This window comes from Necropsobacter massiliensis, assembly GCF_000827595.2.
Lineage (GTDB): Bacteria > Pseudomonadota > Gammaproteobacteria > Enterobacterales > Pasteurellaceae > Necropsobacter > Necropsobacter massiliensis.
This window is the reverse complement of the sequence record NZ_LN776183.1, coordinates 267920-289072: the sequence shown is the minus strand read 5'-3', so window position 1 is coordinate 289072 and position 21153 is coordinate 267920. Positions and strand designations below refer to the sequence as shown.

Here is a 21153-nt window from a genome sequence, read left to right as displayed (position 1 = left end):
ATAATCAACTATTACCAGCTGCCGCCAGCACCGCCGCCGCCAAATCCACCACCGCCGAAGCCGCCTCCGGAACTTCCGCCAAATCCGCCACCGCCGCTGCCGAATCCACCACCGATACTGCGGTTATGACGCCGCCCAATAGTGGACTGCCGACGCAGTATCTGCCCGCCATGGTTATTGGTTGGGCTGATATAAGGGGTTTTGCGCCACTGTATTTCACCGAAAATAACAATCAGCACAAAGATCGTAATCATAATAAAAGGAATATATTCGCCCATATCATTTTGCTGCTGCGACTCGGGGGCAAATTCACCCTTGCTGGCGGCGATAATGTTATCCAGACCGTTGCTGATTCCGCGGGCATAATTGCCCTGCTTAAACTGCGGTGTGATAACACTGCGGATAGTCTGCGACAAAAAGGCATCCGGCAATACACCTTCCAACCCTTGCCCGGTAGCAATAAAAATTTTACGATCATTAACTGCAATCAGCATTAATACGCCGTTATTCAGCTGTTTGCGCCCGATGCCCCATTTATCCCCCAGCTCAAAGGCATACTGCGCGATATCATAGTCACCAGTGGTGGGAATCAGCACTACGGCGATTTGCGAGCTGGTTTCCTGCGAATAGGCAATCAGTTTGTTTTCCAGTTGCTGCTTTTCACTCGCGCTTAAACGATTGGTATAATCATTCACATAGCGAAACGGGTTCGGTGCGGCGGGAAAGTTTACAGCCGAAGCTGCAAAGCTTAGTAAAACACAGAAAAAAACCACCGCACTTTGCATCAGTTTAATCATGAATGATCACCTCATTATCCAATTCATTGCTATCGTCCGGCTGAATCGGAAAATGCGCCGCCAGTTTCTCGGCGATACGCCGAATACAGTGAACTACGCCGTCGGTATAACGATGCTGCTTGAAATCCGCCGTCATCAAAGTACATTGTTGTTGCCAGAAATCTTCGCCAACATACTGATGAATTCCTGAATCACCAATCACCGCACACCGATGATCCTTATACGCAATATAAATCAATACGCCGTTGCGCGCTTGTGTGGCGTGCATTTCCAGCTGCTCAAAAACCCGCAACGCCCGTTCGACAACCGAACAACCCTCGTCGCAATCGCTCATATAACGTTCGATATAAACCCGTAATTCCGCCGACGTTTGTGATTCAAGGTGTGCTATCGCATCCTCAATCTGCTGTTTAGCAAAGGGAATTCTTGAAAATAACGGCATAATGTCAACCATATTTTAGTTAAAACTGACTACCGGCGCATTTTCCGAACCGGCGGCGGACTTAAAGTAAGGTTTTTCTTTAAAGCCCAAAATCATTGCGGCCAATTTAGTCGGGAACTGACGCACTTTTTGATTATATTCACGTGCGGCGCTATTGAACGCATTTCGAGCGACATTAATGCGGTTCTCGGTTCCTTCCAACTGAGACTGTAAATTCATAAAGCCGTCATGTGCTTTTAACTCCGGATATTTTTCTACTGTAACCAGTAAACGTGACAGCGCGGAACCGACATTATTTTGTTCCTGCTGGAATTGTGCCAGCTGTTCTTCTGTCATATTGCTCGGATCGATTTTGGTCTGGCTCGCTTTCGCCCGCGCTTCAATCACTTTAGTTAAGGTTTCCTGCTCAAAATTTGCCTGACCTTTCACCGTATTGACTAAATTCGGGATTAAATCCGCGCGACGCTGATATTGCGATTCCACGTTCGCCCAAACCGAGTCGATTTTTTCTTCCGCCTGAACCAGACCGTTATAGCTGCTCATTAAAGTAAAACCCGCAACAATGACAACAAGAATCACGACTAACCATTTTTTCATTTTATAGTTCCTTATACCAATTAGAGGCATGTGTTAATTTTCATCTTCGGGAGCATTAATCCGCTCCCTTATTAGACGACAAAAGACCTAAACTTACGTTTAGGTCTTTTTAATCAGTTCATTAAAGTATTAACAAAGAATTATTTGTTACCTTTAACAGCGATTTCTACACGACGGTCGTCAGCTAAACATGCGATTAACGCTTTACGCGCTTTAACGGAATCACATTTGTTGCCTGTTACAGGGTTAGCTTTACCGTAACCTGTTGCAGAAATTGCATTCTGAGCAACGCCTTTAGATACTAAGTAGTTAGCTACAGTATCAGCACGACGTTGGGATAATTTTAAGTTGTAAGCTTCGGAACCGATACGGTCAGTATAACCTGCAACTGCAACCTGCGGTGCGTTCAATTGAGCGATTTCACCGTAGATACCGTCTAACACGCCCTGTGCTTCAGGTTTTAAGTTCGCTTTGTTGAAGCCGAAAGTAACGTCTGAATTCAAAGAGAATGTTTTGCTTACGATTTCAGGCGCAGCAATCGGTGCAGCACCCTGACCGAAACGGTAAGATAAGCCAGCGGTTACAGAACCGATCCAAGGTGTATAGTCAACACGGTTACCATTAGCGTCTTCTAATTTACCAACGCTGTTAACCCATTGATATTCAAGACGTAATGCTAATTCTGGTAATGATGGTAGACTGTACTCAACACCGGCTGCGAATACAGGAGAAACTTTCAAGCTGTGGTTACGAACTAAGTTGTCGCTGTCACCGATAGAGCTGACTTCTTCACCTTTTTTGAATTTATAGTCAGAACGAACTAAAGCTGCGCCAACACGACCGTAAACATCTAAACCTTCTAACACTTCGTAGCTACCTTTTAAGCTCAAGTGTGCACCATGGTTAGTATGTTTAGCAATAGTAACACCTTCTTTACGTAATTTAGCACGACCGAAATCATCGTAGCCTAATTCAACCGCTAAACCTAAGTTGTCTTGGTTAAGAATTTGGTAACCACCGAATACACCGTAAGTTACTGAGTTACGTAAATAACCGTAACCTGCTTCTTCGACTTGTGTATAACCATCGTGGAAAGATGCCCAACCAGCTTTTGCACCAGCGTAGAAAGTATTTGCTTGTGGAGCTGCTTGTGCTACCGAAGCTGCTGCTAAGCCAGCGATTGCTAATGCGATTGCAGTTTTTTTCATTTGGATGATCCTCTATTTAGTCATCAATAATATTAAAAATTAAAGTTCCATCTAAATCTAGCTGAAACCTAAACACGATTTAGTGTTATTTGATCTTAAACCCTTTTTATAAAAAAACAAACTTTTTTATAAAAGAATAAACTTTTTTTAGTTTATACGGTCTAAGGTTTGTATCAACCTAAGGGGCAGAAAACCACTCCTCTTCCTTTTGATTAACCGATTTTTCTTACGACTTACTCGAAGAATCGCTCAAAAGTGGATACATTATCGTTCCGAAAAAACATAAAATCAAACCCTTTTTCCTCTTTTAGCTCAAAAAACAAACAATCAAACCGTAAAATAGATTATTTTTTGAACTTTTTCCGTTATTACTGCAAACTTCATACGAAGTCTGAGACAAAATTAGACCGCACTTTTATCCATTTATACGAAAGGGCAAAAATTTTCTAACTTAACCGGTTATCTATGCTAAAATCTGGTCGTTTTCAACGACCCGACTTTCTGCTTTACGATATTCAAGAGTAATAAAATGCTACCTCGCTTAAAAGACATTCCTCAACAGAATCCTCTGATTTCCGATTATCTGCAAGATCTGAAAAACCAACATTTTGAAGGTGATATTGCCGAAAATTATGCCGACCGCCTCAGTCTGGCGACGGATAACAGCGTGTATCAGCAACTGCCGCAAGCCATTGTGTTTCCCAAAAGCACCGCGGATGTGGTGCGGATTACCAAGCTGGCACAGCAGGAAAAATACCTGTCGTTGACATTCACACCGCGCGGTGGCGGCACAGGCACCAACGGGCAGGCGATTAATCACAACATTATTGTTGATCTTTCCCGCCATATGACTCGAATTCTGGAACTGAATGTAGAACAACGCTGGGTAAAAGTGCAGGCAGGTGTGGTAAAAGATCAGCTTAATCGTTTTTTAAAACCTTACGGCTTGTTTTTTGCGCCGGAACTGTCCACCAGCAACCGCGCAACTTTAGGTGGAATGATTAATACCGATGCCTCCGGGCAGGGATCGTTAAAATATGGTAAGACCTCCGATCATGTTTTAGCTTTGCGTAGCGTGCTGATTAACGGCGAAATCTTAGATACCGCTGCGATCAAAAGTGAGGCATTCTTAGACAATCTTGCCCAACAGCCGCAAAGCGCCCTAAGCAAAACATTGCATCGGGAAATATTTCAACGTTGTACAGAAAAACGCCAAACGATTCTAAACGATTTACCCCAGTTAAATCGCTTTTTGACCGGTTACGATTTAAAAAACGTGTTTAACGCCGATCAATCTGAATTCAATCTCAGCCGGATTCTTACTGGTTCCGAAGGATCGCTGGCATTTATTTGCGAAGCTACATTAGATCTGACCCCGATTCCGCAATGTCGTACCCTGATTAATATTAAATACGATTCCTTTGATGCCGCGCTGCGTAATGCGCCTTTGATGCTGAAAGCCGACGCGTTATCGGTGGAAACCGTGGACAGCAAGGTGCTGAATCTGGCGAAACAGGATATTATCTGGCATTCTGTGCGTGAATTGCTCCATGAAGATCAGCATAAGCCAATTCTCGGCTTAAATATTGTGGAATATGCCGGAAATCATAAACATCTTATCGACGCGCAGGTCGCGCAATTATGCACTCGTCTGGATGAAAAAATCGCCGCCGGGCAAGACGGCATTATCGGCTATCAGATCTGTGACGATTTAGCCTCAATTGAGCGTATTTACGCCATGCGCAAAAAGGCGGTGGGGCTATTGGGTAATACACAAGGTGCCGCCAAACCAATTCCTTTTGTAGAAGATACCTGCGTACCGCCGCAGCATCTAGCAGACTATATCAGTGAATTCCGTGCCTTGCTGGATAGTCATCAACTGCAATACGGCATGTTCGGGCATGTGGACGCCGGCGTACTGCATGTCCGCCCAGCACTGGATCTCTGCGATAAACAGCAGGTTGTGTTATTTAAACAAATCTCCGACCAAGTGGCGGCGCTGACACATAAATATGGCGGCTTAATCTGGGGCGAACATGGCAAAGGCATGCGTTCTCAGTACGGCGAAACTTTCTTTACGCCGGAATTATGGCGGGAACTGCGCTACATTAAATTCCTGTTTGACCCACATAACCGTTTAAATCCGGGCAAAATCTGTACCCCACTGGAAAACGAACAGCAGCTTTACACAATCCTTTCGCCCATGCGCGCCGATCAGGATCGTCAAATTCCGATTCAAATGCGGGACGCCTTTTCCGGCGCGATGAATTGCAACGGCAACGGATTGTGTTTTAACTTTGATGAACACAGCATCATGTGCCCGTCGATGAAAGTGAGTAAAAACCGGGTTTATTCGCCAAAAGGGCGGGCGGCGATGGTGCGCGAATGGCTACGACTAATGGCAAATGCGAACGTGCATCCGGAGCAGCTGGACTTCCGCCGCAGTGAAGTAAAACTCACGGATCTGGTACAACGAGTACGTAACAGCCTGCAAAAACGCCGCGGCGAATATGATTTTTCTCATGAAGTCAAAGCGGCGATGGACACCTGTCTGGCATGTAAAGCCTGTGCCAGCCAATGCCCGATAAAAATCGACGTACCGACATTCCGGACTAAATTTCTGTATTTTTATCATCAGCGCTATTTGCGCCCGCTGAAAGATTATGTAGTCTCCAATGTAGAATTCGTCGCGCCTTGGATGTCAAAAGCGCCGAAGTTTTTCAACTTTTTTACCGCTGCCGATATCAGCCGACCGCTTGCCGAAAAGTTACTGGGCATGACGGATTTACCATTGCTCAGCACGCCGACACTACAGCAACAATTGGTAGAAATCGGTTATCAGGGCTACTCGCTGGAACAGCTTGAGGCGTTGAGTGCGTCAGAAAAACAGGATGTATTGCTGATAGTACAGGATCCATTCACCTCTTTTTATGATGCGAAAGTGGTGGCTGATTTTGTCGAGCTTTGTCGTCAATTAGGTTATAAACCGATTCTGCTGCCATTTAAACCGAACGGTAAAGCGCAGCATATTAAAGGTTTTCTGGCACGTTTTGCCAAAACCGCTAAAAATCAGGCGGAATTTTTAAACCGCATGGCAACAACCGGTCTGCCGCTAATCGGTGTCGATCCTGCCATTGTGCTTTCCTATCGTGATGAATATCACGAGGTGCTCGGACGCGAACGGGGCGATTTTCAGGTAATGACCGCGCATGAATGGCTGTACACTCAATTGCACAGCGAGAAATTACAAAGTGCGGTCAAAAATTTAACTAAACATGACCGCACTTTCTCACAGCCGTGGTATCTGTTTCCACACTGCACGGAAACCACCGCAATGCCGAACAGCCCGCAGGAATGGCAGCAAATTTTTTCCGCCTTCGGGCAACAGCTGCACACCGAAACTGTCGGCTGCTGCGGTATGGCGGGGACTTTCGGACACGAAACCCAGCATCTTGAAATGTCCAAAACCATTTATGCCGTGTCATGGGCGAAAAAACTGGAAGGTAAAGCCCCCGAACGTTGTCTGGTTACTGGCTATTCCTGTCGCAGCCAGGTCAAACGTATGCAGCACTGGCAGCCGAAACATCCGCTACAAGCATTATTAGGGATATTGAAATCAGTATGACAATTTGGAAAAAAGCACTGACATTACAACAACTTAATCAAATGAACGCGCATTGCGCTGTCGCTCATCTCGGTATCCTATTCAGTGCGCAGGGCGATAACTGGCTGGAAGCGACCATGCCGGTGGATCGGCGCACCACTCAACCGATGGGATTCTTGCATGGTGGCATTTCCGCCGCCCTCGCTGAAACAGTGGCTTCAATGGCCGCTTTTTGCTGCGTTGACGAGCCTTACGGCGTGGTCGGTTTAGAAATTAACGCCAGTCATCTGCGCCCGGTCAAAACCGGCAGCGTTACCGCTCGCGCGACTCCGATTCGGTTGGGGAAATCTACCCAATTCTGGCAAATTGACATTAAAGATCAAACAGATAAACTATGTTGCAGTTCCCGTTTAACAGTTTCCGTGGTTAATCAATGAATAAAAAAATCGGCATTATTCTTTCCAATTTAGGGACACCTGACGCCCCAACACCGCACGCAATTTCTCAATATCTCTGGCAATTTTTAACCGATCCGCGCGTAGTCGATCTGCCCCGCTGGCGTTGGCTGCCATTATTAAAATGGATCATTTTGCCGCGCCGCGCCGCTCGAATAGCCAAAACCTATCAATCGATATGGACTGCACAAGGCTCGCCGCTATCAGCCATCAGCGAAACCCAAAAACACGCGTTGCAACAAGATTTAACCGCCCGACGGATCGATGCGGTGGTGGAAATCGGCATGACTTACGGCAATCCGTCCATGGAAAAGGCGCTGCAAAATCTCACCGAACAGCAAGTGGAAAAAATCATCGTGCTGCCACTGTATCCGCAATACAGCAGCACGACCACCGCGGCGGTGTTCGACGCATTTGCCGCCGCCCTGCAAAAACAGCGTCGTATCCTGCCTTTTGAGTTTATTCATTCTTACCACCTGAACGAGCACTATATCAACGCGTTGGTCGAATCCATAAAAGTGCGGTTCAAATCCGATGAGTTTTTGCTTTTTTCCTTTCACGGCATTCCGCTGCGTTATGAAAGTCAAGGGGATAATTATCGCCAATATTGCCGACAAACCGCACTGCAAATCGTGGATCGTTTGGGACTGACGGAAAATCAATGGGGATTATCCTTTCAATCCCGTTTCGGACGGGAAGAATGGCTACAGCCTTATACGGACCAGCTATTAGAGCATATCGCAGCCCAACAGGGCGTACAAAAAATCGCCGTCATCTGCCCGGGTTTTGCCAGCGATTGTTTGGAAACGCTGGAAGAAATCGAGGTGGAAAACCGCGCGCTTTTTCTCCATAACGGCGGCATTTCGTTTCACTACATTCCGGCATTAAACGCGATGCCTGCACATATAAACATGATGTCCGAGCTAATCCGCGCCCGCCTGTGATGTCTTTTATGGTTAAATAAAAACGGCTTGCAGTGCTCAGCCCCCAAAATTACCGGCTACATACATAGCCGGATAGCGAGGTGTAATTTTACTTAAGATGAGTACTACCTCTTTCGGCTTATCACATATCGCCGTTTTCATGATAGAATACAAACCATTCTTAACTGCAACTGAAGGTATTTTTATGGCATATACCACCTTTTCCCAACACAAAAACGATCAGCTCAAAGAACCGATGTTTTTCGGTCAGAATGTTAACGTGGCGCGTTACGATCAACAGAAATACGAAACCTTTGAGAAGCTCATTGAAAAACAACTTTCTTTCTTCTGGCGACCAGAAGAGGTGGACGTATCGCAAGATCGCATTGATTACGCCGCCTTGCCTGAGCATGAAAAACATATCTTTATCAGTAATTTAAAATATCAAACACTGCTTGATTCCATTCAAGGGCGCAGTCCGAATGTTGCGCTGCTGCCGTTAGTTTCCATTCCAGAACTGGAAACTTGGATCGAGACTTGGACGTTTTCGGAAACCATTCATTCCCGTTCCTACACCCATATTATTCGCAATATCGTTAATGATCCATCAGTGGTGTTTGACGACATCGTCACCAATGAAGAAATCATCAAGCGGGCAAAAGATATTTCCGCCTATTATGACGATTTAATCCGCGACAGTCAGTTGTACGGTCTGTACGGAGAAGGCACTTACAACGTAGACGGTCAGGAATGTGTGGTGACTTTGCGCAATCTGAAAAAGCAGCTTTATCTTTGCTTAATGAGCGTCAATGCGCTGGAAGCCATTCGTTTCTATGTGTCTTTCGCCTGTTCCTTCGCATTTGCCGAACGTCAACTCATGGAAGGCAATGCGAAAATCATTAAATTTATCGCCCGTGATGAAGCCCTACACTTAACCGGCACCCAGCATATTCTGAACATTATGGCGGCCGGTCAGGATGATCCGGAAATGGCGGAAATCGCCGAAGAATGCAAACAGGAAGCCTACGATTTATTCGTTGCCGCAGCCGAGCAGGAAAAAGCATGGGCGGATTATCTGTTTAAAGACGGTTCGATGATCGGTTTGAATAAAGATATTCTGGTGCAATATGTGGAATATATCACTAATATTCGCATGCAAGCAGTGGGACTTCCGCTACCGTTTCAGGCGCGCTCCAACCCGATTCCGTGGATCAATGCGTGGCTGGTTTCCGACAACGTACAGGTTGCACCGCAAGAAGTGGAAGTCAGTTCCTATCTTGTCGGTCAAATCGATTCCAAAGTCGATACCAGCGATTTCGGCGATTTTGATCTGTAATTTCAACCGATAAAAAGTGCGGTGTTTTTTTTATGTGTTTTAAAAACTTTTGAAAATCCGACCGCACTTTTGACCTAATCAATAAAACTATTGCCGCAAGCAAAACAATTCATAGGCATGAAAAGTTATAACATTCACCTGCTCCGTACTAACCTGAGCATTCAACATCGCAATGATCTGTCTTTGCTGGATAATTTGGAAATTCACGGCATTCATCACGAATTCCAATGCCGCAGCGGGTATTGTGGTGCTTGTCGGGTGAAAATGAAAAAAGGCAAGGTTTCTTATCACGACAAGCCCCTTGCCTTTTTGAATCCGGATGAAATCCTACTCTGCTGCTGTCAGGTGGAAGAGGATTTAGAACTTGAGTTATAAAACTGATAAAAAACTACCGCACTTTGACCGCATATTTCAGATTAAATTGAATGTCTCTAGCTAATACGGCAAATAACAGTGTTGTACGGTAATTATCGATTTTCTTACAGATTATTCAAATCCAATACATCCGTCATATCAAACAAACCGTTGTTTTGCGCAGCAATCCATTTTGCGGCGCGTACAGCGCCATTGGCGAATGTCATTCGGCTTGAGGCTTTGTGGGATATTTCTACCCGTTCACCAATATCGGCAAACCAAACGCTGTGCTCGCCGACCACATCCCCGGCTCGAATGGTTGAAAACCCGATTTCATCCGCTTTACGTTCGCCGATAATGCCGTCACGGCAGAAAACACCTTGCGTTTTTAAATCACGTCCCAGCGTTTTGGCGATATGTTCGCCCATAGATAATGCGGTGCCGGACGGAGCATCGACTTTGTGGCGGTGATGCGCTTCGATAATTTCGATATCGCAATAATCGCCCATCACGGCGGCGGCTTTTTCCAGTAATTTAAAGACCAGATTGACGCCGACGCTGAAATTAGAGGCAAATACGATCGCGATTTGCTGTGCGGCACGCTGAATATCCTGCTTGCCCGCCTCATTAAAACCGGTGGTACCGATAATCATTTTTTTCCCGTTAGCAACGCAGAATTTAAGATGCTCTAACGTGCCTTCCGGACGGGTAAAATCAATCAGCACATCAAAATGATCGCGTTGTACGAGCAGATCATCCGATACTTTAACGCCCAAAGTACCGACACCCGCCAGTTCACCAGCATCAGTACCGATTAATGATGAACCTTGGCGTTCGAACGCGGCGCCGAGACTAACTCCCTGCGCAAGCTGAATCGCCTGAATTAACTGGCGACCCATGCGCCCGCCTGCGCCAACAATGGCAATTTTTAATGTCATATTTGCTCCTTATGTTTATAAAATTTCTTGTACGCCACTGTAAATTAAATACAAGCCGAATAAAATAAAAATCACACCCGCCATATTATCAATATAACGACTGTATTGGCTATAAAAACGTTTTGCTGTTGGGCGTGAAAACAAAATGGAAACGACGTAAAAATACAAAAAAGTTTCCACAATAATCAGCAAAAGTGCGGTCAAAATTTCCCACGTTTTTGTCATATTGACCAACACAAGGGACATAACGCTACTGAAATAGACCACTACTTTGGCATTGGACAGATTGATCCAAAGTCCTTTTAAAATCTCTTTGCCTATGGTCGTTTGCTTGTTTAATTCTTGTTCCCTTGCCTCGGTAAATACCGCATTGGTGCGTACTTTTGCCATTAATACGCCTAAATAGCATAAATAGCTACCACCGAGTAAAATAATCACGCCGTGCAAGGCAGGAAAATTATGGAATAAAATCGCCAAGCCCAACATGGCTGCCAATGCCCAAATGGTAACACCCAAGGTAATGCCTGAAATAGCACACAGGGCATTACGACGCGAGCTACTAGCTGCGGTGCGGCTAACGTAGAAAAAATCAGGGCCTGGACTAAGCAAGCCGATTAAATGAACAAACATAAGATTTAACATTTTGTTTCCTATAAAAAAATCCGAGCAATCAAAATAACAATCGCTGCATAAATCGCCGCCAGCACATCATCTAGCATAATGCCAAAGCCATTTTCGACCTTTTGATCGAAATATTTAATCGGAAAAGGCTTCCAAATATCAAACAAGCGAAACAGCACAAAGGCGGTGGCGCACCAGAAAAATGAAAGTTGTGGCACGGCAAGCAATACGATAAAAATGCCGACAAATTCATCCCATACAATCGCGCCATGATCATGCACGCCCATATCCTGTGAGGTTTTGCGGCATAAATAACAGCCCAGCAGAAAACAAAGTGCGGTCAAAATCAGAAAAGAATTCGGCGTTAAATATTGCAATAATAACCAACCGATAAGCGTGCCGGCAAGCGAGCCCCAGGTTCCCGGCGCAGGACGAATCAAGCCGGCACCGAACCCCAGCGCGAATAAATGAACGGGATTACGTAAGGTTATCCGTTGCAACGGATCATGGTCGGACTGCATCATCATCTCCTAACGAAAATGTTCGAAGCCTGCGGTATTCACCGCCTCCACTGGCTTGCCGTAGCGCTGAAAATAAATGCGGTTTTTATTATGTGTGCCGAGCGAGCGGATCTGACCGACACAGGTATAAGCCACTCCGATATGGGTGAGCGCACGTTCTAGTTTTGCCCGGTTAAGATCAGAGACGGTAAAGCACAATTCGTAATCTTCACCACCGGTCAGGGCAAATTGTTCCGCCTGCTGCTGACCGAATTCATGGCGTAACGGCGCAGATAACGGCAGTTTATCCAAATGAATGACCGCACCACAATGACTGCGCTGCAAAATATGCCCCAGATCAGCAATAAAGCCGTCGGAAATATCAATTGCGGCATTTGCCAAGGAAGAGACCGCCAGCTCAAACCCCAGCAGTACGCGGGGCGTCGGGCGTAAATGACGCTGAATCAAATAGTGCTGATCGGCGTTAAGCGCATTCTGCGCCGCACCTTTTCCCTGTAGCAATAAAGATAATCCACCCGCACTGTCGCCGAGCGAGCCGGAAACATAAATCCAATCGCCCGGTCTGGCACTGTGACGGCATAGCGCTTTACCTTTCGGCACAATGCCTTGAGCAGTGATCGTAATCACATGCAAAGCGCCTTGTGTGGTATCGCCGCCAATCAAATCCACATTATAGTGATCCAACACGGCAAAAAAGCTTTGGCTAAATTCGCTCAGCCACTGGTGATCAACCTTCGGCAAGGTCAGTGCCAACGAAAACCACGCCGGCTCGGCACCCATCGCGGCCAAATCGCTTAAATTGGTCGCGGCGGCTTTATAGGCAAGATCCGCCGCACTAATATTCGGCAGGAAATGGGTGTTTTCCACCATGGTATCGGTGGTAACGGCAATACGTTGATTCTGACGGTGTTCGGTAATCGCACAATCATCCCCCACCGACACAATCACATCTTTACGGGGAAGCCTTTTCGACGCAGTGAAATACCGTTGAATAATATCAAACTCACTATCGCTCATACTACTTCCCCTTGACATCAATTATTTACGCGCTAACGCCGGCGCAACTTTATCCAATACGCCGTTCACATATTTATGACTGTCGTCCGCACCGAACACTTTCGCCACTTCAATTGCTTCATTGATCGCAACTTTATACGGCACTTCCGGTTCAAACTGTAATTCGTAAACCGCCAGACGCAAAATCGCCCTTTCGATCGGATCTAACTCGCTAATATCCCGATCCAAATATGGACGCAAGGTCGTTTCAACCGCATCAATATTTTCCACGGTTTGACGGAACAGCTTACGAAAATAAGGCAGATCCACGCCCTTCATATCCTGATCGGTAACAAACGCCAACTCAACAGTTTCCGCTGGATTCTGCGAAACATACCAAGAATACAGCGCCTGAACCGCGCATTCTCTTGCTCTGCGGCGCGGAGAAACTTTTTTTACTTGTTCACTCATAGATTACGCCGCTTCGATCTGTGCCAATAAATTCACCATTTCCAGCGCAACCAGTGCGGCCTCCGCCCCTTTATTGCCCGCTTTGGTACCGGCGCGTTCAATCGCTTGTTCAATATTTTCTGTGGTCAGCACACCGAATGCGACCGGAATTTCCGCCTGCATAGCCACCTGACCTAAACCGCTGCTCGCCTCGCCCGCCACATATTCAAAATGTGCGGTACCGCCACGAATCACCGTACCTAACGCCACAATCGCATCATATTTTTTAGTTTCCGCCAAACGGCGCGCCACCAACGGCAATTCATATGCGCCCGGCGCACGGACTAAAGTAATATTTTCGTCTTTAACCTGACCGACACGTTTCAGCGCATCCAACGCACCTTCCAGCAGGCTTTCATTAATAAAACTGTTAAACCGGGCGATCACCACCGCGATTTTTGCGTTCGGCGCCGCAATTACGCCTTCCAATACTTTCATAGTCTTTCCTAACATTAATGATGCATAATAAATCGGTTGGGGATTTTATCATAAAAATAGGGGCAGAGTAACACAATCCTGAAATTCCCTATTGCCCGCCACCTCGCATCAGCAACGCACTCAAAACCGCGCTAATATCGGCACTTTTCACTTTATCATGATGATACTGTTTTTGAGATAACAATAATAAATACAATGAGATAGGATAAATTGTAAATAAATTAAAACGCTCCGTAAAAATATAATTACAAGCACTGAAATTTACGCTAGAATGACCGCACTTTTTTATATTTAATAAGGATAATCGGTTTATGCGAAATAAAACTTTCGGAAGTGCATTGCTCGTGGCGGGCACTACCATCGGTGCGGGTATGCTGGCAATGCCGCTGACTTCGGCGGAAATGGGGTTTACTTATACCTTACTGCTGCTGTTTGCACTTTGGATTTTACTGTCTTACAGCGCGCTGTTATTTGTTGAGGTATATCAGAAAGCCGAACGCAAAGATGCCGGTATCGCCACACTGGCGGAGCAATATTTCGGTATGCCGGGACGCATTCTCGCCACGCTGTCACTGGTGATTTTTATGTATGCGATCTTATCTGCCTACGTCACCGGCGGCGGTTCTCTGCTGGCAGGCATTCTGCCGTTTTTGGGCGACTATGCTACGCCGATCTCAATCGTGCTGTTTACCGTCATTTTAGGAATTTTCATCATTATCAGCACCGGGGCGGTGGATGCGCTGACGCGTTTGCTGTTTATTATCAAACTGGTGGCATTTGTCTTGGTATTAAGCATGATGCTGCCGCAGGTCAGCGCCGAGCACCTGATGGCAATGCCGTTAAAAGATTTCCTGATTATTTCCGCCAGCCCGGTATTTTTTACCTCTTTCGGCTTCCATGTGATCATTCCGAGTATCAACAGTTATCTAGACGGCGACATCCGTCGTTTACGCATAGCCATCATCGGCGGAACGGCCATTCCGCTTGTCGCCTATATTTTATGGCAAATGGCAACCCATGGGGTATTTCCGCAATCCCAGTTCGTGCAAATCATTAATACGGATCCGACCTTAAACGGACTGGTTAACGCCACCTATCACGTCACCCAAAGCCCGCTTATCAGCGGCGCTGTGCGCACCTTCTCCACCTTAGCGCTGATTACCTCATTCCTCGGCGTCGCGCTGTCATTATTCGACTGTCTGGATGATCTGTTAAAACGGGTAAACATCCGCGCAGGACGTCTTGGTTTGGGCGTGTTAACCTTTATTCCGCCGCTGGCATTTGCGCTGTTCTATCCGGATGGTTTCGTCGCTGCGCTGGGGTATGCCGGTCAAATGTTCACTTTCTACGGTTTAGTGCTGCCGGTCGGTCTGGCATGGCGCATCCGCAAGCTATATCCGAATCTGCAATACCGCGTCATCGGCGGCAATCTCAGCCTGATTATTGCTCTATTGCTGGGACTGCTGATTATGAATGTGCCGTTTTTGATTCAAGCAGGCTACCTGCCGCCGGTAATCGGTTAAGCGAAATCAGTTTCATGCTTCATATGGGCGACTGCGGTCGCCTTTTTGTTTGCTGGCAAAAAACTTTGCGATTTCCGACCGCACTTTTGACCGTAAAGGTGTAAAATAGGTCTAATTTTATTCCGACATTTTTCGTTATGCTGACACCCGAACCTCACAAACCGGCTAATACGGTCGCTTTTACGTTTTTATTAATCGCTTTTCTAACCGGCATCGCTTCGGCGTTTCAACAGCCGACACTCAGTCTGTTTTTATCTCAGGAAATTAAAGTCCCGCCGCTGCTGGTCGGTGTTTTTTATTCCGTCAACGCCGTTATCGGTATTGTACTAAGTCAGCTGGTAGCAAAATATTCAGACACCCGACAAGATCGGCGCAAAGTGATCATGCTCTGCTGCCTGATTGCGGTTTTCGGTTGCCTGATTTTTGCCTATTGTCGCAATTATTATGTGTTAATCTTAGCCGGCACGACGCTTTTGGGGCTGGGTTCCGCCGCCAATCCGCAGTCTTTCGCGTTTGCGCGCGAATACACCGAAAGCCTCAAACGCGAAAGCGTGATGTTTACCACCGTGATGCGTACCCAAATTTCGCTTGCATGGATTATCGGTCCGCCGCTGTCTTTTGCTATTGCGCTGCATTGGGGCTTCAGCTACATGTATTTGCTGGCCGGACTGGCATTTTTGCTGTGTGCTACGGCTGCCATTACCTTACTGCCAAAAATCAGCCGTACCCTTCCGCGCACCAGCCGAGAAATCACTGATGCGCCACGTTCGAATCGTAAAAGCACCGCACTGTTATTCGTCGCCTGTCTGCTGATGTGGATGTGCAACAGTATGTACTTTATCAATATGCCGCTGTATTTGATCCATCAGTTACAACTAGCGCAGGAACTGGCGGGGATCTTAATGGGCACTGCGGCGGGGCTGGAAATTCCAGTGATGTTGATAGCCGGTTATTTAACTAAATTTTTCAGTAAAAAACAGCTGATGTTCACCGCACTAACGGCGGGCATGTTGTTTTATCTGGGGTTATTATTCGCGCTACAGACTTGGCAGTTTATCGCCTTGCAAGGACTGAATGCCGTGTTTATCGGCATCATTGCGACCATCGGCATGGTGTATTTTCAAGATTTAATGCCCGCTCAAATGGGTGCAGCAACGACCTTGTTCAGCAACGCGGCGAAAAGCAGTTGGATAATTGGCGGTCCGATCGCCGGATTGATCGCACAAATCTGGCATTATAATACAGTCTTTTACCTTGCCGTACTGCTGTTGCTGATAAGTGGCTTTTGCATGCGCAAAGTAAAATCCGTCTAACTGCATGCGGGACTTGCGGTGAAATGTTAAGCCAAAACGCCATAAAAATCCACCGCACTTTGGGTGCTGCCCCCATAAAAAACGGACATGCCACATAAGCGGATGTCCGTTAATATCGCCGCTGGAAGTTTCACCGAAACTCGGTGAAAACCTACCGCACTTTTAGCGCCAGGCTTTAAAGCGGTTAATCAGTCCGTTAGTGGAACTGTCGTGGCTGCTGACGTTGGCATCATCCGCCAGCTCCGGCAAAATGCGATTAGCCAGCTGTTTACCCAATTCCACACCCCATTGGTCGAAACTGAAAATATTAAAAATCACACCCTGTACGAAAATTTTGTGTTCATACATCGCGATTAATGCCCCAAGGCTGAACGGCGTAATTTTACGCAATAAAATTGAATTTGTCGGTTTATTGCCGGTAAAGACTTTAAACGGCACAATCTCTTTGACTTCGTCTAAGGATTTGCCGGCGTTGACAAATTCCGCTTCGACGACCTGTTGGCTTTTACCGAACGCCAACGCTTCGGTCTGGGCGAAGAAGTTGGACAGCAGTTTGCTGTGATGATCGGACAGCGGATTATGGCTTTGCGCCGGCGCAATAAAATCACAAGGGATCAAGGTGGTTCCCTGATGAATCAGCTGATAGAACGCATGCTGACCGTTAGTACCCGGTTCGCCCCAGATAATCGGTCCGGTTTGATAATCGACCGCTTTACCGTCGCGTGCCACATATTTCCCGTTCGATTCCATATTACCTTGCTGAAAATAGGCGGCAAAACGGTGTAAATACTGGTCATATGGCAAAATCGCTTCGGTTTGTGCGCCGAGAAAATTGGTGTTCCATAAGCCTACCAGCGCCAAAGTGGCGGGAATATTTTTTTCAATCGGTGCTGTGCGGAAATGTTTGTCCATTGCGTGCGCGCCGCTTAATAGAGCTTCAAAATTCTCAAAGCCGATAGAAAGCGCGATCGACAACCCGATAGCAGACCATAACGAATACCGTCCGCCGACCCAATCCCAGAATTCAAACATATTGGCGGTATCAATGCCGAATTGCGCCACTGCGTTGCCATTCGTGGACAAGGCGGCGAAATGTTTCGCCACATGGGCTTCATCTTTTGCCGCCGCTAAAAACCAGTCGCGCGCCGACAAAGCGTTAGTCATGGTTTCCTGTGTGGTGAAGGTTTTTGACGCTACCAATATCAGCGTCGTTTCCGGGTTCACTTTTTTCAAGGTTTCAGCAATATGGGTGCCGTCCACATTGGAAACAAAGTGCATGGTTAAATGATTTTTATACGGACGCAGGGCTTCGGTCACCATATAAGGTCCTAAATCCGATCCGCCGATGCCGATATTGATCACATCGGTAATCGCTTTACCGGTATAGCCTTTCCATTCCCCGGAAATTACACGTTGGCAGAATGCTTTCATTTTAGCCAGTACGGCATTAACCTCCGGCATCACATCTTTGCCGTCCACCAATACCGGCGTGTTGGCGCGATTGCGCAATGCGGTATGCAAAACCGCGCGATTTTCGGTACGGTTGATTTTTTCGCCGCTGAACATGGCTTCCACCGCGTCGGATAATGCGCATTCATCGGCTAACTGACGCAACAGTTGCAGCGTTTGTTGATTGATATTGTTTTTTGAAAAATCCACTAACATTTCATCGTTAAAAGTTAATGAATACTGAGCGAACCGCTCCGGCTCCTGTGCAAAAAGCTGTTGAATGGTTGTCGCAGCAAAATCGGTTTTATGTTGCTGCAACGCTTGCCACGCTTTAGTGGTGGTCGGATTAATATTTTTCATGGTGTTTCCTTTTTAAGGTGAATTATTAAAAATACTATAATCAATTAGTCAGCGCGATGCCTCCTCTGTCAATAGTAAACTGGAGGAGGACGCCACAGGAGGAACGTTTATGTTACATTCGCCGCCCTTTGCCGGCGCGCTTAATCAATATATTCGGTCAAAACTCGCGGCGTAAGTTTTGTAATTAATTCATAACTCAAAACGCCACCAATTTCCGCAATTTCTTCAATAGGCAATTCCTTGCCCCATAAAATAACCTCATCGCCCACCTGATCCCGGCTGTCGACGCCAAGATCCACGGTCAACATATCCATAGAAACTTTACCCACAATCGGCACGCGACGCCCGTTAATATAAACTGGCGTTCCCATCGGCATATCGCGCGGATAGCCATCGCCGTAACCGATCGCAATCACGCCGATTTTAGTATCCCGTTGGCTAACCCATTTTCCGCCGTAGCCCACCGGTTCGCCCTGTTTATGATCGCGTACGGCAATCAGCGACGAGGTCAGCGTCATCACCGGGATCAGCCCGTACTCACTGCTCGGTGTATTATTCGGCGAAATGCCGTACATAATAATGCCCGGACGAATCCAGTCCAAATGCGAATCCGGCCAAAATAACACACCGCCGGAGGCGGCAATACTGCGTTCGCCGTTTTTATCCTGTGTTACCTGTAAAAAATCCGTCAATTGCTTGCGGGTATAACCGCATTGCAGCTCATCGGCACGGCTGAAATGACTGACAAAACCGATATTATTATCCACCGCATCACAATGTTGCAGTTGGCGGTAAAATTCGTCCACCTGATCCAAACGCACGCCCAAACGGTGCATACCGGTGTCAACCTTCAGCCACACTTTGATTTTATTCGGTACCTGTGCCTGTTGTAGCGCACTGAGCTGTTCCTGATTATGCACAATGGTTTGAATATTGTTCACCGCAATAATCGGCAGATCTTTTTCTGAAAAAAAGCCTTCCAGCAGCAAAATCGGTTTGGTGATGCCGTTAGAACGCAAACTTAACGCTTCTTCCAGACGCGCCACACCGAAACAGTCCACCATCGCCTCCAATGCGGAAGACACAAACACCACGCCGTGTCCATAGGCATTGGCTTTCACCACAGCGATAATTTTACTGTGCGGCGCTTTTCGTTTAATGGTCTGGATATTATGTTTTAATGCGACGGAACTGATTTTTGCCGTCGCGGGTTTCATGTGCATCATGCTTAATACTCGTCCATATATTCCGGTTGTTCTTTTAGATTGTCAAAGCGCGAATATTGCCCTTGAAATTTTAACCGCACTCTACCGATCGGACCGTTACGTTGTTTACCGATGATGATTTCGGCAATGCCTTTGTCATCGGAATTGTCGTTATACACTTCATCGCGGTAAATAAACATAATCAAATCCGCATCCTGTTCAATGGAACCAGATTCGCGTAAATCCGAGTTCACCGGGCGCTTATCCGCGCGATTTTCCAGTGTTCGGTTCAGCTGTGACAGCGCGATGACCGGCACTTCCAGTTCTTTCGCCAAGGCTTTCAGCGAGCGCGAAATTTCTGCAATTTCCAGCGTACGGTTATCGGCAAAACCCGGCGCGCGCATTAACTGTAAATAATCCACCATAATCAGGCTCAGCCCTTTATTTTCACGGTATACCCGTCTGGCACGGGAACGCAGTTCCGTCGGTGTCAAGCCGGAAGAATCGTCAATAAATAAATTCGGTTTCTGTTTAAAAATACCGAGCGTGCTGCCGATTTTTGACCAATCGCTTTCATCTAGCCCTTGTCCGGTACGGATTTTGGTCTGATCCACACGGGAAAGCGAAGCGATAGTACGCATCATAATCTGCTCGGCGGGCATCTCAAGGCTGAACACCAACACCGGCTTTTCGCTTGCCAATGCGGCGTTTTCACATAAGTTCATGGCAAAAGTGGTTTTCCCCATGGACGGACGCGCCGCCACAATAATCAGATCGGAAGGCTGCAAGCCTGCGGTTTTTTTATCCAGATCAATAAAGCCGGTCGTTACGCCCGTGATCCCGTTATGATTTTTATTCAGGCTCATGGTTTCGATTTTATCCACCGTCGCCTCCAGAATATCAATGATATTCTGCGGCCCTTCACTGGAGGTGGTGCGTTTTTCTGCAATGGCGAACACTTCGCGTTCCGCTTCGTCTAAAATCGCTTTGACATCTTGCCCTTTCGGCGTGTAGCTGATTTTGGCAATCTTATTACCGGCAGCAATAAGTTCACGTAAAATCGCCTTTTCGCGCACAATATCGGCATAGGCGATAATATTCGCCGCACTCGGGGTATTATTGGACAGTTCCGCCAAATAAGCGAAACCGCCGACTTCATCGGTTACCCCTTTATTTTTCAACGCTTCATCAATCGTCAGCAGATCCACCGGTTGATTACGACGTACCAGATCGGTCATTTCCTGAAAGATCAACCGATGCTGAAAAGTATAAAAATCCTCCGCGATAATCCGCTCGGCAACGGCATCCCAATGGCTGTTGCTCAATAAAATACCGCCTAAAACGGCCTGTTCCGCTTCAATGGAATGCGGCGGAATACCGACCTGCTCCACTTTATGGTCTCTCGGTTGAGTACGTTGAGGCTGAGAGTTTTGCTGTGCCATATAAATTAATGTTATCCGATACGAAAAATTGTCGTATATGATATACCAAATCCGGCGACGATTTAAGAAAAAAGCAAATAAAAAGACGGATAAAAATTAATGGAAAAATAAGAGGAAAAGC

The 21153-nt window shown here is 46.6% G+C and carries 20 protein-coding genes; 7 read left to right on the top strand and 13 right to left on the bottom strand.

Annotation, left to right across the window (positions count from 1 at the left end; genetic code table 11):
* Positions 1–11: 11 nt before the first annotated feature.
* The 4 genes from BN3349_RS05220 to ompA form a co-directional block, all read right to left on the bottom strand.
* Entirely contained in the window at positions 12–797 is a 786-nt protein-coding gene (locus BN3349_RS05220) for a TPM domain-containing protein (RefSeq protein ID WP_040976298.1), read from the bottom strand.
* Positions 790–1239, bottom strand: a complete 450-nt coding sequence (locus BN3349_RS05215; RefSeq protein ID WP_040976502.1) for a TPM domain-containing protein — start codon at positions 1237–1239, stop codon at positions 790–792. Before BN3349_RS05215 ends, BN3349_RS05220 begins: the two co-directional genes overlap by 8 nt.
* A 15-nt stretch (positions 1240–1254) precedes the next feature.
* The gene (locus BN3349_RS05210; protein ID WP_040976297.1) at positions 1255–1836 is read right to left on the bottom strand and encodes a LemA family protein; all 582 of its coding nucleotides are present in this window, start codon (positions 1834–1836) and stop codon (positions 1255–1257) included.
* A gap of 140 nt (positions 1837–1976) precedes the next feature.
* A complete protein-coding gene (gene ompA, locus BN3349_RS05205; RefSeq protein WP_040976296.1) occupies positions 1977–3044 on the bottom strand; it encodes a porin OmpA in 1068 nt (355 codons plus the stop codon).
* Positions 3045–3573: 529 nt separating this feature from the next.
* On the opposite strand from ompA, the gene ydiJ reads away from it, so the two are divergent.
* From ydiJ to yfaE, 5 genes are all read left to right on the top strand, one after another.
* Positions 3574–6669, top strand: a complete 3096-nt coding sequence (gene ydiJ, locus BN3349_RS05200; protein ID WP_040976295.1) for a D-2-hydroxyglutarate dehydrogenase YdiJ — start codon at positions 3574–3576, stop codon at positions 6667–6669.
* Positions 6666–7085, top strand: a complete 420-nt coding sequence (locus tag BN3349_RS05195; protein ID WP_040976294.1) for a hotdog fold thioesterase — start codon at positions 6666–6668, stop codon at positions 7083–7085. The genes ydiJ and BN3349_RS05195 overlap by 4 nt, the downstream gene beginning before the upstream one ends.
* Positions 7082–8047: a ferrochelatase gene (gene hemH, locus BN3349_RS05190; RefSeq protein ID WP_040976293.1), complete on the top strand. Its 966-nt coding sequence runs from the start codon at positions 7082–7084 to the stop codon at positions 8045–8047. Before BN3349_RS05195 ends, hemH begins: the two co-directional genes overlap by 4 nt.
* A 184-nt stretch (positions 8048–8231) precedes the next feature.
* Complete coding sequence (nrdB, locus tag BN3349_RS05185) at positions 8232–9362, top strand: class Ia ribonucleoside-diphosphate reductase subunit beta (protein WP_032109912.1); 1131 nt, start codon at positions 8232–8234, stop codon at positions 9360–9362.
* Positions 9363–9479: 117 nt separating this feature from the next.
* A complete protein-coding gene (gene yfaE / locus BN3349_RS05180) occupies positions 9480–9737 on the top strand; it encodes a class I ribonucleotide reductase maintenance protein YfaE (protein ID WP_048736319.1) in 258 nt (85 codons plus the stop codon).
* A 104-nt stretch (positions 9738–9841) separates the two neighbouring features.
* Here the strand turns inward: yfaE and dapB are convergent, their stop codons facing one another.
* The 6 genes from dapB to ribH are packed head-to-tail and all read right to left on the bottom strand — an operon-like array spanning position 9842 to position 13740.
* A complete protein-coding gene (dapB, locus tag BN3349_RS05175) occupies positions 9842–10654 on the bottom strand; it encodes a 4-hydroxy-tetrahydrodipicolinate reductase (RefSeq protein ID WP_040976291.1) in 813 nt (270 codons plus the stop codon).
* Between the two features lie 15 nt (positions 10655–10669).
* Positions 10670–11296: a homoserine/threonine efflux transporter gene (locus BN3349_RS05170; RefSeq protein WP_040976290.1), complete on the bottom strand. Its 627-nt coding sequence runs from the start codon at positions 11294–11296 to the stop codon at positions 10670–10672.
* An 8-nt stretch (positions 11297–11304) separates the two neighbouring features.
* Positions 11305–11796 carry a phosphatidylglycerophosphatase A family protein gene (locus BN3349_RS05165; RefSeq protein WP_370738134.1) on the bottom strand — a complete coding sequence of 164 codons (492 nt, stop codon included), beginning with the start codon at positions 11794–11796 and terminating at the stop codon, positions 11305–11307.
* Between the two features lie 9 nt (positions 11797–11805).
* Positions 11806–12813 carry a thiamine-phosphate kinase gene (gene thiL / locus BN3349_RS05160; RefSeq protein ID WP_040976288.1) on the bottom strand — a complete coding sequence of 336 codons (1008 nt, stop codon included), beginning with the start codon at positions 12811–12813 and terminating at the stop codon, positions 11806–11808.
* A 21-nt stretch (positions 12814–12834) separates the two neighbouring features.
* Entirely contained in the window at positions 12835–13263 is a 429-nt protein-coding gene (gene nusB, locus BN3349_RS05155; RefSeq protein WP_040976287.1) for a transcription antitermination factor NusB, read from the bottom strand.
* A gap of 3 nt (positions 13264–13266) precedes the next feature.
* On the bottom strand, positions 13267–13740 hold the full coding sequence (ribH, locus tag BN3349_RS05150; RefSeq protein ID WP_040976286.1) for a 6,7-dimethyl-8-ribityllumazine synthase: 474 nt from the start codon (positions 13738–13740) through the stop codon (positions 13267–13269).
* Positions 13741–14051: 311 nt separating this feature from the next.
* On the opposite strand from ribH, the gene BN3349_RS05145 reads away from it, so the two are divergent.
* Positions 14052–15263 (top strand): aromatic amino acid transport family protein, encoded by a 1212-nt coding sequence (locus BN3349_RS05145; protein WP_040976285.1) that lies wholly within the window; start codon positions 14052–14054, stop codon positions 15261–15263.
* 137 nt (positions 15264–15400) lie between these two features.
* Positions 15401–16576, top strand: coding sequence for an MFS transporter (locus BN3349_RS05140; protein WP_040976284.1), 1176 nt, complete (start codon positions 15401–15403; stop codon positions 16574–16576).
* Between the two features lie 162 nt (positions 16577–16738).
* Here the strand turns inward: BN3349_RS05140 and pgi are convergent, their stop codons facing one another.
* The 3 genes from pgi to BN3349_RS05125 all read right to left on the bottom strand — a co-directional run bounded on the left by pgi (position 16739) and on the right by BN3349_RS05125 (position 21032).
* Entirely contained in the window at positions 16739–18385 is a 1647-nt protein-coding gene (gene pgi / locus BN3349_RS05135) for a glucose-6-phosphate isomerase (protein WP_040976283.1), read from the bottom strand.
* Between the two features lie 140 nt (positions 18386–18525).
* Complete coding sequence (gene alr / locus BN3349_RS05130) at positions 18526–19602, bottom strand: alanine racemase (protein ID WP_040976501.1); 1077 nt, start codon at positions 19600–19602, stop codon at positions 18526–18528.
* Between the two features lie 11 nt (positions 19603–19613).
* Complete coding sequence (locus tag BN3349_RS05125; protein WP_040976282.1) at positions 19614–21032, bottom strand: replicative DNA helicase; 1419 nt, start codon at positions 21030–21032, stop codon at positions 19614–19616.
* Between the last annotated feature and the right edge of the window lie 121 nt (positions 21033–21153).

Coding starts and splice junctions, on each gene's coding strand:
- BN3349_RS05220 (WP_040976298.1), bottom strand. CDS start 797: ATGATTAAACTGATGCAAAGTGCGGTGGTTTTTTTCTGTGTTTTACTA.
- BN3349_RS05215 (WP_040976502.1), bottom strand. CDS start 1,239: ATGCCGTTATTTTCAAGAATTCCCTTTGCTAAACAGCAGATTGAGGAT.
- BN3349_RS05210 (WP_040976297.1), bottom strand. CDS start 1,836: ATGAAAAAATGGTTAGTCGTGATTCTTGTTGTCATTGTTGCGGGTTTT.
- ompA (WP_040976296.1), bottom strand. CDS start 3,044: ATGAAAAAAACTGCAATCGCATTAGCAATCGCTGGCTTAGCAGCAGCT.
- ydiJ (WP_040976295.1), top strand. CDS start 3,574: ATGCTACCTCGCTTAAAAGACATTCCTCAACAGAATCCTCTGATTTCC.
- BN3349_RS05195 (WP_040976294.1), top strand. CDS start 6,666: ATGACAATTTGGAAAAAAGCACTGACATTACAACAACTTAATCAAATG.
- hemH (WP_040976293.1), top strand. CDS start 7,082: ATGAATAAAAAAATCGGCATTATTCTTTCCAATTTAGGGACACCTGAC.
- nrdB (WP_032109912.1), top strand. CDS start 8,232: ATGGCATATACCACCTTTTCCCAACACAAAAACGATCAGCTCAAAGAA.
- yfaE (WP_048736319.1), top strand. CDS start 9,480: ATGAAAAGTTATAACATTCACCTGCTCCGTACTAACCTGAGCATTCAA.
- dapB (WP_040976291.1), bottom strand. CDS start 10,654: ATGACATTAAAAATTGCCATTGTTGGCGCAGGCGGGCGCATGGGTCGC.
- BN3349_RS05170 (WP_040976290.1), bottom strand. CDS start 11,296: ATGTTAAATCTTATGTTTGTTCATTTAATCGGCTTGCTTAGTCCAGGC.
- BN3349_RS05165 (WP_370738134.1), bottom strand. CDS start 11,796: ATGCAGTCCGACCATGATCCGTTGCAACGGATAACCTTACGTAATCCC.
- thiL (WP_040976288.1), bottom strand. CDS start 12,813: ATGAGCGATAGTGAGTTTGATATTATTCAACGGTATTTCACTGCGTCG.
- nusB (WP_040976287.1), bottom strand. CDS start 13,263: ATGAGTGAACAAGTAAAAAAAGTTTCTCCGCGCCGCAGAGCAAGAGAA.
- ribH (WP_040976286.1), bottom strand. CDS start 13,740: ATGAAAGTATTGGAAGGCGTAATTGCGGCGCCGAACGCAAAAATCGCG.
- BN3349_RS05145 (WP_040976285.1), top strand. CDS start 14,052: ATGCGAAATAAAACTTTCGGAAGTGCATTGCTCGTGGCGGGCACTACC.
- BN3349_RS05140 (WP_040976284.1), top strand. CDS start 15,401: ATGCTGACACCCGAACCTCACAAACCGGCTAATACGGTCGCTTTTACG.
- pgi (WP_040976283.1), bottom strand. CDS start 18,385: ATGAAAAATATTAATCCGACCACCACTAAAGCGTGGCAAGCGTTGCAG.
- alr (WP_040976501.1), bottom strand. CDS start 19,602: ATGAAACCCGCGACGGCAAAAATCAGTTCCGTCGCATTAAAACATAAT.
- BN3349_RS05125 (WP_040976282.1), bottom strand. CDS start 21,032: ATGGCACAGCAAAACTCTCAGCCTCAACGTACTCAACCGAGAGACCAT.